The sequence below is a fragment of the bacterium genome (assembly GCA_022616075.1).
GTDB lineage: Bacteria > Acidobacteriota > HRBIN11 > JAKEFK01 > JAKEFK01 > JAKEFK01.
On sequence record JAKEFK010000137.1, the window covers coordinates 1 to 13,970 of the forward strand.

At 49.2% G+C, this 13,970-nt stretch carries 12 protein-coding genes; 7 read left to right on the forward strand and 5 right to left on the reverse strand.

Translation table 11 applies throughout. From position 1 onward, the window contains the following. Together L0156_11045 and L0156_11050 are read right to left on the reverse strand one after the other, a co-directional pair. Nucleotides 1-427: SDR family NAD(P)-dependent oxidoreductase (locus L0156_11045; GenBank protein ID MCI0603534.1), on the reverse strand; the 427-nt coding region annotated here is incomplete at its 3' end. Nucleotides 428-434: 7 nt separating this feature from the next. After that, on the reverse strand, nucleotides 435-830 hold the full coding sequence (locus tag L0156_11050; protein ID MCI0603535.1) for a DUF1801 domain-containing protein: 396 nt from the start codon (nucleotides 828-830) through the stop codon (nucleotides 435-437). A gap of 205 nt (nucleotides 831-1,035) precedes the next feature. Between L0156_11050 and L0156_11055 the strand changes: the two genes are divergently transcribed. Genes L0156_11055 through L0156_11065 form a run of 3 tightly spaced genes read left to right on the forward strand, consistent with a single transcriptional unit; the run spans nucleotide 1,036 to nucleotide 3,712 of the window. After that, nucleotides 1,036-1,482: a hypothetical protein gene (locus L0156_11055; GenBank protein MCI0603536.1), complete on the forward strand. Its 447-nt coding sequence runs from the start codon at nucleotides 1,036-1,038 to the stop codon at nucleotides 1,480-1,482. Nucleotides 1,483-1,541: 59 nt separating this feature from the next. After that, nucleotides 1,542-3,161 (forward strand): fumarate hydratase, encoded by a 1,620-nt coding sequence (locus L0156_11060; GenBank protein ID MCI0603537.1) that lies wholly within the window; start codon nucleotides 1,542-1,544, stop codon nucleotides 3,159-3,161. A 17-nt stretch (nucleotides 3,162-3,178) separates the two neighbouring features. Next, complete coding sequence (locus L0156_11065) at nucleotides 3,179-3,712, forward strand: hypothetical protein (GenBank protein ID MCI0603538.1); 534 nt, start codon at nucleotides 3,179-3,181, stop codon at nucleotides 3,710-3,712. Nucleotides 3,713-3,760: 48 nt separating this feature from the next. On the opposite strand, the gene L0156_11070 is transcribed toward L0156_11065, so the two are convergent. Both L0156_11070 and L0156_11075 read right to left on the reverse strand, forming a co-directional pair. Continuing rightward, the gene (locus tag L0156_11070; protein ID MCI0603539.1) at nucleotides 3,761-6,781 is read right to left on the reverse strand and encodes a histidine kinase; all 3,021 of its coding nucleotides are present in this window, start codon (nucleotides 6,779-6,781) and stop codon (nucleotides 3,761-3,763) included. Continuing rightward, on the reverse strand, nucleotides 6,735-7,817 hold the full coding sequence (locus L0156_11075) for a hypothetical protein (GenBank protein MCI0603540.1): 1,083 nt from the start codon (nucleotides 7,815-7,817) through the stop codon (nucleotides 6,735-6,737). Before L0156_11075 ends, L0156_11070 begins: the two co-directional genes overlap by 47 nt. 28 nt (nucleotides 7,818-7,845) lie before the next feature. On the opposite strand from L0156_11075, the gene L0156_11080 reads away from it, so the two are divergent. The 3 genes from L0156_11080 (at nucleotide 7,846) to L0156_11090 (ending at nucleotide 10,678) form a co-directional block, all read left to right on the forward strand. After that, nucleotides 7,846-8,082 (forward strand): hypothetical protein, encoded by a 237-nt coding sequence (locus L0156_11080; protein ID MCI0603541.1) that lies wholly within the window; start codon nucleotides 7,846-7,848, stop codon nucleotides 8,080-8,082. Nucleotides 8,083-8,206: 124 nt separating this feature from the next. Next, nucleotides 8,207-8,989, forward strand: a complete 783-nt coding sequence (locus L0156_11085; protein ID MCI0603542.1) for a hypothetical protein — start codon at nucleotides 8,207-8,209, stop codon at nucleotides 8,987-8,989. 6 nt (nucleotides 8,990-8,995) lie between these two features. Next, the gene (locus tag L0156_11090; protein ID MCI0603543.1) at nucleotides 8,996-10,678 is read left to right on the forward strand and encodes a protein kinase; all 1,683 of its coding nucleotides are present in this window, start codon (nucleotides 8,996-8,998) and stop codon (nucleotides 10,676-10,678) included. Nucleotides 10,679-10,723: 45 nt separating this feature from the next. On the opposite strand, the gene L0156_11095 is transcribed toward L0156_11090, so the two are convergent. Next, the gene (locus L0156_11095; GenBank protein ID MCI0603544.1) at nucleotides 10,724-13,276 is read right to left on the reverse strand and encodes a WD40 repeat domain-containing serine/threonine protein kinase; all 2,553 of its coding nucleotides are present in this window, start codon (nucleotides 13,274-13,276) and stop codon (nucleotides 10,724-10,726) included. A gap of 146 nt (nucleotides 13,277-13,422) precedes the next feature. Here L0156_11095 and L0156_11100 point away from each other — a divergent pair. Continuing rightward, nucleotides 13,423-13,970, forward strand: a 548-nt coding sequence (locus L0156_11100; GenBank protein MCI0603545.1) for a peptidase M14, incomplete at its 3' end; no start/stop codon positions are given.

Genomic DNA, 13,970 nt, shown 5'->3' on the forward strand with positions numbered 1-13,970 from the left:
CTAGCGCGAAGTGGCTCGTGATGATGTGCGTATCGATTGCGAGCCGCAACATGTGCAGCCCACCCGCAAGTGAATGCTCCCACACTGGCACATTCCACTCAGCTATTAACTCTCCTCCCCACACATCGTTTACCAGGATATCCAGACGGCCTTGTTCTCGCTCGATGCTCGTTAGCAGCGCTTGCACTTGAGCCGGTTCTAAATGATCGACTTGCATTGCTATTCCCCGGCCGCCGGCTTGCTGCACCAGCTCGGCCGTCTCTTCAATTGTCTCGGGACGGTTATACTCGGAACGTTGCGTGCGCGTGGTCCGACCAGTAACATACACCGTTGCACCAGCAGCGCCGAGTTCGAGAGCGATGCCTCGTCCCGCGCCGCGCGATGCCCCCGCAACCAACGCCACTTTGCCCTTCAGTGCCTGACTCATTTTTCTATCACTTCTTCGCTTTGGCTTTAACTCTCGCCAAATGTTCCTTTACTCTGAACTTCACAAGCTTCGTTAGCAGACCGAAAGGAATTGGTTTATCTAACGGAAATCTCACCGTACTCTTTGCGGCTCTGTAAACAGATAGCTCCTTTCTGAACTTCGCATCTCCTGACGGAGCAGGATAAACTCCGATATGCCTTTTGTATGCAGCAAAACTAAGTAAGTTACCTTTCAATGTAAGAGTGGGAATACCATATTTAATTGCTTCTTCCGCATCCGGCGCCGCTTTTCGAATCGTCAACCTCACCTTTTCAAGAATCTCTTGCACATCATGCGGGAAACCCGCGATGTATTCATCAATATTGCTGGGTGCTGTTTGATCCGTTTTCAAGTTTTCACGCATTGTAAAACCGTACACTATCTCTTTTGAGCAAAAAGGCAAGCAACAATTCCAAAGCGGCAAAAAAGAATAACGACATCGCTTCGAAGGCCAAAGAAGACGCAATGCCCATATAATAGCAGAGAGACGTTGGATCACTGCAACACATGATCGTCTGTAACCGACAGGACTCATTGCAGGAGCGCCCCCGCCAAGGGATAATTCCCGTATGTCGTTTCGTGAACGTTATTTGCTGATTGATGATCAGGACAACTTCCACTTCCTTACAAGTGCTTCTTGTGATCGGCTATTCACCGGGAAAGAAAGACTTCCGCAGTTTGCAGGCATAAAAGTCCGTACGGTTCGTTACCTCGTGGAGTTTGAAGGCGGAGTCGCAACCCGAGTGGATCGTTTGATTTTTGAACGCATGCAGTTCACAAAGAGCGGCTCCTTCGACAAGAAGTGGCTGCTACAGGCTGCAAGAGAACGAATGGACGCATCGGGGTTTCCTGATATTCCTGTGGAATCCGAACGCCCGAAAGCAAACGTCATCGATGCAGGCCGAACGTTTGCACGAAAGCGACTCCGAAACATTCACGAATGGTCGCCTTCAGACCGCCTTTATACGGCTATCTGTATTGCGATCAATCGTAAGACTTTCAAAGGCCGAGCTTGAATGCAGATGTGCGGATTCGCGAAGCCATTTATAATTAGATTGCGGAATAAGGAGAAGTTATGGCGGCACCGGAATTCAAGTATCAAGATCCATTTCCCATCACCAGGGAGGATACGCGATATCGTTTATTGACGAAGGATCATGTCTCAGTTGCGACTTTTGACGGACAGGAGATTTTGAAAGTGCATCCGGAATCACTTGTTCTGGTGGCAAATGAAGCTTTCCGGGACGTTTCCTTCTTGTTGAGAACAGCTCATCTTGAGAAAGTGGCTGCCATCCTGAAAGATCCGGAGGCTTCACCCAATGATCGCGGTGTTGCTCTGGCAATGCTGCGGAATGCGGAGGTTGCAGCCAACGGAATTTTGCCTTTCTGTCAGGACACAGGCACTGCAACAATCATTGCGAAAAAAGGTCAGCGCATTTGGACCGGCGTGAAGGATGAAGAATACCTTGCGCGCGGAGTTTATAAAACGTACACAGAAGAAAATTTGCGCTACTCCCACACCGTCCCGCTCACGATGTATCAAGAAGTAAACAGTGGATCCAATTTGCCCGCACAAATCGACATTTATGCCACCGATGGAATGGACTACCAGTTTCTGTTTGTCGCAAAAGGAGGAGGCTCCGCAAACAAGACGTTCCTTTATCAGCAAAGCAAAGCACTGCTGAATCCAACGAGTCTGGAATCCTTTTTATCGGAGAAAATGAAAACGCTGGGAACCGCCGCCTGCCCTCCTTATCATCTTGCTTTTGTTGTAGGCGGAACTTCTGCGGAAGCGTGTTTGAAAACCGTAAAGCTTGCGACAGCCGGCTATCTGGACCATCTGCCCACTGAGGGGAATCACTACGGACAGGCATTTCGCGATCTGGAGATGGAAGAAACACTTTTGCAAAACGCATACAAGACCGGAATCGGCGCGCAGTTTGGCGGCAAATACTTCGCGCTGGATGTGCGAGTGATTCGTTTGCCTCGTCATGGAGCGTCCTGTCCGGTTGGTGTGGGCGTATCCTGTTCAGCAGACCGGAACATCAAAGCGAAAATTAACCGTGATGGAATCTGGCTGGAAGAACTGGAAAGAGATCCCGGAAGATTCATTCCGGAAGATCAGCGCATCAAACAGGATGATGATGTCGTAAAAATTGATTTGAATCGTCCGATGCAAGAGGTCCTGGCAGAGTTGAGCAAATATCCGGTAACTACGCGGCTCTCACTCACCGGGACCATGATCGTGGCGCGCGATATCGCTCATGCGAAGTTAAAAGAAAAGTTGGACAGCGGTGAAGGTTTGCCGAAATATTTCAAAGATCATCCGATTTATTATGCCGGGCCCGCGAAGACCCCCGCCGGAATGCCTTCCGGTTCCTTTGGCCCCACAACAGCCGGACGCATGGACTCGTATGTGGATCTATTTCAATCGCACGGCGGCTCGATGATCATGCTCGCAAAAGGAAACCGCAGTCCACAAGTTGCCGAAGCATGCAAGAAGCACGGAGGTTTTTATCTTGGATCGATCGGCGGTCCGGCAGCGCTTCTTGCTAAGGAAAATATTCGCAAAGTGGAGGTGCTCGACTTTGCAGAACTGGGAATGGAAGCAATCTGGAGAATCGATGTATTGGATTTTCCGGCTTTCATTCTGATTGATAACAAAGGAAACGATTTTTTCAGAAATTTGCTGTAAGCTTCCCAAAAAGGAAAGTGAGTGAACGACCGCTGATCATTGCTTGCGCTTTGATCATTGCCTACATGATCATGGCCATCATCGATGGCCTCTATCTACATCTCTGGAAATACCGGCTGCATACGCGGAAGGACTCCCTCTACGAACACAAGCTGCACACTCTTCGCGCGATTCTCTTTCCTATCGTCCTGTATCTGCTTTTCGCGAAAAACTTTGGAGGAATTTTTCTATGGATAGGGATTTTATTCGGAGTTACGGATTTGATCATCGGCGCCAAAGACGTTTTCGCGGAGAAGGATTCGCGAAAGGAGCTGGGAGGTTTATCGTCTTTTGAGTACTTCCTTCATGTTTGCGCCAATAGCATTCATGTTACGTTCCTGACTCTGCTTGTGATTGCAAAACCGCTGCATGCCTGGTCCTTATCGTCACCCACAATTCTGCCTGCGCCCTATCCTTCGATGATGTGGTCGGCCTTTTTAATCCTGCTTCCGGGAGCAGTGCTTGGCGTGCTGTTGCATGTGTGGCTCCTTCGGCCAAAGTACCTTAAGTAGCGCGGACGTCCTCGTCTGCGCAGTTCCGCAGGCGGGACGCCCGCGCTACTACAAACGGGACACACTCACAACGATTGTAGTGCCTTTGCCCGGAAAGCTGTAAATCTCCATCCGTCCCTTTGCCTGAGCGGCTCTTTCCCGCATGCTGGTCAGCCCGAATCCACCCTCTCCTGAAGAAGGATTTTCCGGATCAAAACCGCGACCATCATCCTCAATCCGCACTTCCGTGAGCAACCGTTTGTAATGCAAATGCACCTTCACGTTCCGCGCCTGAGCATGCTTCCGAATGTTTGTAAACGCCTCCTGTGCGATTCGCAAAAGATTGTCTTCCACGCCCGGTTGCAGTTGTTTTTCTTTTCCGGCGACTTCTATGAAAAACTTTATATCAGACCCGGAAAAAGTTTTCTCCGCAATTTGCTTGAAAGCGAGCGACAAGCTTTTCCCTTCTAGCGGCGAAGGACGCAATGCCTGCACAAAGCGGCGGGATTCGGTCAAACCATTTCGCGCAAGCTCCCGCGCTCGCTCCACAAAAGAGTGTGCTTCTTCTGATGTGTTTTCCAATAGCATTTCGGCGGCTTCCAATTGAAGCACAATCGCAGTGAAATCCTGCGTGAGTGTGTCGTGAATCTCGCGTGAAATGCGGTTCCTTTCTTCCAACACTGCAGCGAACTGCAATCTCATCCGCCGAATGCGAAACCGGTACGACGCCATAATCATGAGAAGCAGAATCAACACACAGAGCGCGTAAAACCAGAAGGTCTGGTAAAAATGCGGATTCAAACGAATTAGGACTGCGGCACCTTCACGATTCCAGACACCGTCATTATTCGAAGCAATCACGCGAAACGTGTACCGGCCTGGAGGCAGATTCGTGTAATACGCAGCGCGCCTGGATTCTGCCTGGATCCAATCATCATCGAATCCTTCCAACCGGTATTGAAATTTCATTTTTTGAGGAAACAGAAAACTCAAAGCTGTGTAATGAAATTCGAGCTTGGTCGTGCCCGGCTCAAATGACATTTGCTTTTCGAAAGGAGCCAACTTCGCATTTCCGGGCTCGTCTGCGACGATCGATTCTATGTGGACCCGCGGAACCATCCGGTTTACCGGCAAGTGATCCGGATGAAAAACCACAACCCCGTGATCCGTTGGAAACCAGAGTCTTCCAGACGAATCTTTCCAACCGGAAGGAAAGGAGCCTCCGTTGCACTCATTAGACTCCATACCATCAGCTATGCCGAACATGTCCGAAGAAATTTTCTTAATTCTTCCCGCAGCATAGTCGTTCAGTTGTTTCTTTTGCGCGCGGAAAATCCCCTTGTTGCTGCCCATCCAGAGATTCCCGGTCGCATCCTCCATAATTTGAAATACGGCATCATCAGCAAGGCCATTATCGATTCTAAAACTCGTGATCTTCTCATCCTTCAACCTGTTCAATCCTCCATCGAGTGTTCCAATCCACAAAGTGCCTTCTTGATCCAGATAAAGACTCAAAACCTTATCACTGGAAAGTCCCTGCGCCGGGCCGAAGTGTCTGAACTTACCCTGGCTATACCGATCCACACCTCCACCATCCACCGCGATCCACAAATTTCCATTCGGGTCTTGAAGCAAAGCGCGAATAAAATCTCCGGACAATCCATTCCGAGTGTCAAAGTGCATGAACTTGCCGTCACGAAACAGATTTAGACCTCCTCCATTCGTTCCAATCCACAGATTTCCTTCCTGATCCTGATAAATCGACCGGACAAAATCGTTGGAAAGTCCGTTACTGCTGTTATAAACCGTGCATCTGCCATCACGCCACGCGCACACGCCTCCGCCGCTTGTTCCAATCCAGACCGTGCCATCACGATCCACCCAGATGGATCGCACATTATCATTCGGCAATCCGTTCGCTGTAGAAATCGTGTTCACCTGCCCGTTGTTCCAGCGAGTCACACCTCCGTTCACCGTACCGATCCACATCACACCGTCCTTGTCTCCATAAATGCTCCAGATATCATCATTCGAGAGACCTTGCTGAGAAGTCAGCGTAAGGAATTTGGGATCCTTCAAACGGCTGAGGCCGCCGCCAAAGGTTCCGATCCACAAACTTCCTTCGTGATCCTGAGTGAGTGTCCAGATAAAGGGGCTTGCGAGTCCGTGTGAACTTGTCAGAACTTCCCACACCGCATGATTGCGGCGCACCAAACCTCCTTCTGTTGCAACCCACAAAGCGCCACGCTCATCTTCGTATAGGTATCGAATGAAATTGTTTGGCAAACCATCTCTGGTTGTGAAAGAACTCCATTTCCCGTTTTGTAGAACGAACAATCCACCACCGAGCGTTCCCACCCAGAGCGCTCCGTTATGATCTTCCAGAATTGCTCCGATAAAGGAATGCGTGATCGCTTTCTCGACTTCCCACTTGTCATCGCGCATACGATTTAAACCGCCACCGTCCGTTCCCACCCATAGATTTCCGGAACGATCCAGACAGGTTGCGCGAATGAAGTTATGAGACAATCCGTTTTTCGTTGTGTACGCTGAAAATCTTCCTCCCTGATACAGATTTAACCCGCCCAGATCGGTTCCGATCCAGAGACGATTCCTGGAATCCAGGTAAAGACTGCGAATGTATTGATCGGAAGGCGCGTTTGTTCCAGTGAACCGGGAAAATTTTCCATCTTGATAAAGGAGTAAACCGCTGTTGGTCCCAATCCACAATCTGCCCGCGCTGTCTTCCAGAAGACTCAATATGTAATGACTCTGAAATGCAGGGGTATTGCGCCTGTCAAAAGTAGTAAATTGAACGCCGTCAAAACGCGCCAGACCCTCCTGGGTTCCAATCCATAAATAGCCATCTCGCGTTTGAACGATCGCTTGCACGGTATTCTGAGGTAAACCTTCCCGAATCTGCCAGGAATCCAGCAAATATTGTTTCAAGGAACGAGAGGGATCGAGTGCATCGCAGGGATGTAAAAGTAGTAGAACAAAGGATAGAAGTGCCAGAGTGCTGATTCCTGAGTGCTGAGCACTCCTAAAAGTTGTACCCGACACCAAAAAAGAATACCGTTGCGGTTCCATATTGGAATGGATCTTCCTGATCTACCGGTTCTTCTCCCAACTGCTCCCCGTCTTTTAATGTGTCAATGAACAAAAGGCCGATTCCCGCGTTCAGCGAAAATCCGCGAACGACCTGTACTCCTGCGCCCGCGGAAAATCCAAACTCCGGAGCAAGAATTCCACCCGCGAATACGCGAAACCGTTCTTTCCAGGTTACATCTTCCGATTCCGCGTCGTAAGTCCAGGGATGGATGTTCAGCACGCCCATCGGCATAGGACCGCGCAGCGGATCCTCTGTTAAATCTCCGCTCTGAATCGTGGCACGCGGAGCACTCTCCGAACTGGAAAGGATCAGTGAACTCACCACCCCAAAACTGAAACGGGTCAACGGGCGGTTGAATAGTTTTGATTTCGTAACCACATTCTTCGATCGCTGCACCACATCTTCCACTTCAATATTGGCGCGAGAAAAAGGAAGATCAATCCGGCTCAGCGTCGCATAGATCCGTTTCGATGGGGCCACTGCGGCCGTAAGATTCTCCAGCACTTTCGGATCAAACTGTTTCAGGAACTTTGGAATCTGACTTTCCAGTTGACTTTTTTCTCTTGTCGAAAGGTAGGTGCTGATCAGCACCTCTTTCGGATTCAACGTTAAAAAGACTTCATAGAACTCCCTACTGTCTCCTGCGTTGATTCCCGGGATGCGCGAAACGTAAGGTTCTACCGCGGGAATATGCACAAGAAAGCGGAGCACATCTTCTGATTTGTCAGGAGCAGTGTATACAAATGCGATGCTGTAATAATGCCGCTTAAAATCAAGCGCCACGTCCTTTGAATAGGAATCGTTCGATGCTTGAAATTGAAGCGTCTCTAAAAGGTCTATTGTGTTCTGCTGAAGTTTCATCCAATCGCCGGAGAAGTAGATGTTCGCGATCTCTTCGAGTTTGTCAGTGGGGAAATCGGCATAGCCATCGCCGATTTTGATTCCGCGAGAAGGAACCTGCGCCGAAACCAGTGTCGCCAAAAACAGGAGTAAAAAGAGAGATCCGGCTTTCATTACCAAGCTTCAGCGTACAATACCGCTTATGGTAGAACAAGTAATCTCACTGGTTGGAGCCTTCATGATCTTAGTAGCCTATGGCGCGCAGCAGTTTCAAAAGCTGAATCCTAACAGTCTCCTGTACATTGTTCTGAACCTGATTGGATCGCTCATTCTCGCCGCAGTCGCCTTCAGGATATGGCAAACAGGATTGATACTGGTCGAGGGTAGTTGGGCGTTGATCAGCTCCCTGGCCCTGATTCGATATTTTCAGAAACGGTAAGAGTGTACTACTGCGCGTTGCTCGGATTTCCAAGAGGACAACCCCTCTTCATCTCCCCTTTATAAAAGGGAGAAATCGGCTCAACTTTTGGACATGATAGAATCAAGAAGACAGGCCAGATCTAATGAAGTGGACCATTCCTTGCTTCGCAGTGGTATTGCTCTGTTCAATCCCCTCTTATTTTTTATGGAGCTATTCGACGCGTCCACTCCTTGTTGGAAACTTTGCGCAGATTGCCGGACTCGTATTCGCATTTTTCAGCTATCTCCATCTCGTTGCGCATTACGATAAGAATCATCCGGTAAAATCAGGCTGGGCGCATTTGGCCCTGGGAGTTTTCATCTGGCTGATGGCGCAATGTCTGGAAATCTACTGCGAGCTGATTCTGAACATGATTGCCTATGGCACCGTTTCGGATGGCCTGTGGGTTGTCGGATATTTTCCGTTGATTATGGGACTGCAAAAACTCCTGCGTCACCGGATGAGTCAGGAAAAGAGTTATGGCTGGAAAAATTTCCATATCGTCCTCATCTGCTCCGCTTTGATTTATTCAGCGCTTTTTGCTCTGTTGATCCTGCCTCAGCTCAGAGAAGAGAATCAGCCGATTGCACAAACTCTATTAGACTTTCTCTACCCAACGCTCGATTTCATCCTGATTCTACACTGCCTGCTTCTGTGGAAAATCTCCTCACCACATTCTGAGTTTTTCTGGTTTTCCATTCTTTCCGCGATTGCTTTTTCGGTCACCTTAGTCGGTGATGGGATTTTGAGCGTGGTAAAGGATTTTAATTCGTTCGTTTATATGTCAGTGGATATCTACTACTTCATCAGCTACTTTCTAATGGCAATTGCAGCGGACCAGGAGGCACGGCGCACATTGCGGCAAGCCTCGCCAAAGGTTGCTTAAGCGACCATGGAAAATTCACAACAAAATCCATTCTGGTCTGGGGAGTATCAGCCTGTCCTAAAACAGCGATACGAAGTCAAGAAAAAGCTGGGCGAAGGAGGATTTGCCGAAACCTTCCTCGCTTATGATCGGGACCGTTCCGCTCACTGCGTTTTGAAAATTCTTTCCTGGAAAGATGTTCCCGACTGGAAAGTGATCGAATTATTTGAGCGGGAAGCCCGCGTGTTGTCTCAAATGGATCATCCGCAAATCCCCAGATTTATCGAGTTTTTTACCGAAGAAATCGACTCCGAGAAAAAAATAGTTCTGGTGCAGGAATACATTTCCGGAAAAAATCTTGCTGAATTCATACGCGAGGGAAAGCATTTTACGGAAAAAGAAGTTCTCAGTATCGGACTCGTTGTAACTAAAATATTAGAATATTTACACGACTTCTCGCCTGCGATCATTCACCGCGACATAAAACCGAGCAATCTTCTGGCATCCGAAGATGGCGAGCTTCATCTGGTCGATTTCGGCGCGGTGCGGGATAAAGTCCTGCATTATCAGAAGACAGAAGCGGGCGGCTTTACCGTTGTTGGAACGTATGGATACATGCCGTTTGAACAATTCCAGGGACAGGCTGTGCCCGCATCGGATATTTTCTCCCTTGGAATGACTCTCATCACGCTGTTGTCTCACAAAGAACCTGCTGAAATGGAGCTCACCGGATCGGACCTTGACTTTGCGCCCTATGTAAACGTTTCCGAAGCTTTCAAATCGGTGCTCAAAAAGATGATCGCGCACCGGCTGGAGGACCGGTACGTTTCAGCGAAAGCATTGCGTCAGGATCTCGAAGCGCTGCTGGCAGGTAAGCAACCCCAAGTTATCGAATCGCGCGCCAAAAAAATTTCGAGTGGTACGCTTGTCGCTCTTTTGCTCGTGTTTTTCGTAGCAATGTTTGCTTTTGTAAAAGAGACACGCCAGCCTGGCCCTGCGCAAAGAACCACGCCAATAGTGCAGAAAGAAAAACCAGTTCAATTTCCTCCATACGCCGGGATCACAGTTCGCGGGAAAGTGCTTTTTGATGGGAAGCCCATCACAGAAACAACGAACCTGCAACCGAAATTCTGGTTCAGAGACGAAACAAAAGGCACTGAAGCTTCTGCCGAAACGATTTATTCGAACGGCGAATTTGAAATTCGAGGTCTCGCTCCCGGGCAATACGGGATCGGCCTTCAATTTGACACAAATCAATCCAATCCAATTAGCTATCCGGGAGACTTGCGCGCATGGGAACGATTCACGGTTTCAGAGAATTCGAATTCGGTCATCCAGGTGGAGCCTCTGCAGATTATTCATCTGATAAAACCGGAAGATAACGGCAGAGTTCTGCAGGATTGGAATCGATGCTGCGAAGAAGGAAAGCCGGCGCATCCCGAAAAACTAAAATTACAATGGACTTCAATGGGTGAAAATGTGTTTTACGATTACACGATTTCACGCCTTGGTTGCCCTTACCAGACTCTCGATTCTGTGGCAAGCGGAACAACCCAAGAAACCAGCATCGCATTGAACCTGCCGGCCAGCAATTCCAAGGAGTACTACTTGCTCCAGATCTACGCACGCAAGGATGGCAGACGAATCGGAATGTTGATGACGCACGGCGCAAACGGCTACGGCTGGGATTACCGCTTCAGAATCCAGTAGCACGGGCCTCTGGCCTGCGCCGGCGGGACGCCCGCGCTACTTTGATTACTTCAGATTCGAAGCCAAATACAAATCAGTGAGCTGGCGGCGATAGCTGTAGCAGTAAGTCTTGCCGTCGGGAGTCATGTAAATCGGTCCAATTCCAGCAATACCGGCAGGATCTGCAGGGCTCAACTCTTTCCATAAACTGGTTTCGCCAGTTGCCAGATCATACTTCAGGATGCGGGCAGGAATTTCAACAAGACGGACAATATACAAAAAGGATCCATCTTGAGACCATTGAACAGGAATATAACCTGATGCATTCAAAATTTTAGGGGGGCCACCACTGATTGAATAAATCCGAAGCGATGCGACAGTTGTGGTGGCAGCGACTAACATACCATCGGGCGACACCACAAATGGAAAAACCGTTTCCTCATCCGCTATTTTCCGGACCGTGCCATCAGAAATTTTCAGAAAATATAAACCGGCATCGCTTTTGCTTCTTCGGCCTGCAAAAATAATCTCATCGTTGGAGTTGGAAAAAGAGGCCCAGTCGTATAATTCCGCATGTTTTGGCAATTCATTGATCTTCCCAGGGCCGGTCGGGACAACGAATAGTTTTGTGCTCTCAAAATTCGAAGCCAGCACATGTTTCCCATCCGGTGAAAATGAAATGCCCCAACCGGAACCGAGCCTTACGGCCGGAGAGCCATCGATGTTCCGCAAATAAATAGAATAATTCTCACCTGCTCCTTCTCCTTGTTCGGTGATCAAAACCTGTTTTCCATCATTCGACAAATCCGCTGCAAAAGTCCATTCGAACCAGGATAAGTCGATTTCGTGCAACGCTCCCTCGGTGTACGCCGCAAGCCCTCGTCTGGGATCGAACAAACTCAATAAAACATCTCCTTTGTTCGAAATGTCGTACAAATAAACATGTCCCGGGAATGATGTTATTTGGTGCACTTTCCCTTTTAGATTGACCGCATAGAGCTGATAGCGCTTTGTGTCTCCCTGAGCTGAAAACCAGATTTCCTTCCCATCGGGTGACCAGGACAATCCATTGATGCCGGTCATCTCATCTGTGAGCTTTGTAATTTTGCCCAAAGAATCGCAAACCGAAACATAACCTGCATTATCTCCGCGCCGCGCGTGATGCGTGAAAGCGAATCGATCGCCATTCGGAGAAATCCGGACCCGGCTGATCCACCCGGTTGTTTCATACAGCAGTTTCCCGATCGGATATTCGATTTTTCTGTGGTGCGTAACTGCCGCGATTTCATTCGTTTTCGGATGCCAGTCCGCGTCCGACACATTCTCCAAAATTTCCCGTGGCGCGCCACCTGTCAGCGGCATTCGCGCCAAAGTACCCTCAGACATGTAACCCAAGCTGAAACGGCGTCTCAATAGAATCAGCATCTCGCCGGATTGTGAAATCGAAAGCACATCGGCGTCTTTTACTTCCAGCGATCGCGAATCCACACTGTCTGTGCGGGTTTGATATATCTCCGATGCTTTTCCTTCCCAGGCCGCGCCATAAAGTATCGTTTGACCATCCGGCGCAAAATAGGCGTTGAACACTTCTCCTCTTCGGAACGCCAACCGCTTGAACGAAGGTGTTGCCGGCGCTTCTGGTTTTGAAATAAAATTCGCTCCCCATAAACCGAGTAACACGAGCGGAAGCGCCAGTAATGTCAGAATGAGAGTGCGTGATTTTCTGGAAGGGACCGGCAAGCCGGCGGGAACAGTGGTTGTTGAAAAACTCGAAACTGTTTCCAGCGCAAATGCGAGATCGGAGGCTGACTGAAATCTTTCCTCCCGATTTTTTTCCAGACAATGTTTCACAATGCGTTCGACTGCCGGTGGTGTTGTATTTCCGGAAGACGTATCGTCCTGGGGGTCTTGTTTCAAAATTGCATTCATGGTTTCGACAGCAGAATCTCCGCGAAATGCCCCCCGGCCTGAAAGCATTTCGTAGAGGATTGCACCAAACGTGAAAATGTCAGAGCGATGGTCTATCGGTGCTCCGCGAACTTGTTCGGGTGACATGTACCCTACGGTTCCCAAGACAACACCCACATCCGTTCCTGCTTTTGTGGACAGGTTGCTCTGGCCTGGTTGAGCCTCTTGAGTGGGAAGGAGCTTTGCGAGCCCAAAATCCAAAATCTTTACGCGGCCATCCTTCGTAATGAAGATGTTTTCCGGCTTCAAATCCCGGTGAACAATTCCTTTATCGTGCGCTTCTGCAAGACCACGCGCCATCTGCAGCGCATAGTCGATGCTCTTCCTGTAAGGAATCAACCCTGCGTGCAGCCTGAGCCGGAGCGTTTCCCCCTCCAGCAATTCTGAAACAACATACGGCACGCCTTCATAGCTGCCAACATCGTGGATGTCCAGAATATTCGGATGGCTCAGCATTCCTGCGGCCCGCGCTTCCTGTTCAAAACGGCGAAGTCGGTCGGCATCTTGCGAGAAATGAGCCGGCAAAATCTTGATGGCAACATCCCTGCCTAATCTGGTGTCTTTCGCGCGATAAACTTCGCCCATGCCACCCGCGCCGAGCGGAGATACTATCTCATACGGTCCAAGGCGTGTTCCCGCACCTATTGCCATTGTTTGCTGATTATACCAAGTGGTAATCAAGATAACCGCCAAGACGCCAAGGCGCCAAGATGGAAAAGGAGATTTTTCCTTGGCGTTCTTGGCGCTTTGGCGGTTAATATCTGGCTTCAGTCGCTGATGCTATACTGTCAAACCTTATGGACTGGATAACACACTTTGAAAAATCAGATGGCTTAGCGACACCGACTTATCAGGAAAGCATGGAATTTATTGAGCGCCTTGCAGCGACTTCACGATTTGCAAAAGTATCCACGTTCGGGAAGACCCCACAAGGACGGGACATGAAATGTGTTGTACTCGGAAAGATCCAAACGCCGCGGGAAGCGCGCAGAAGGAACAAAGCAGTCGTGATGATCCAGAATGCCATTCATGGCGGCGAAATGGAAGGAAAGGATGCATGGATGCTTCTTCTCCGTGAAATTCTGATCACAAAAGAATTGGAGCATCTGCTGAAGCATCTTGTGATTGTTCTGGTTCCGGTTTTTAACGTGGATGGTCATGAACGGAGAGATCAGCACAACCGGCCGAACCAGATCGGACCTATGGAGCAAGGATGGCGCACCACCGCTCAGAATCTGGATCTGAATCGTGACTACATAAAAGCGGATGCTCCGGAGATGAGGTCACTTCTGGCCCTCTATCATTACTGGCTACCCGATTTTTACATCGATAACCATTGCACAGA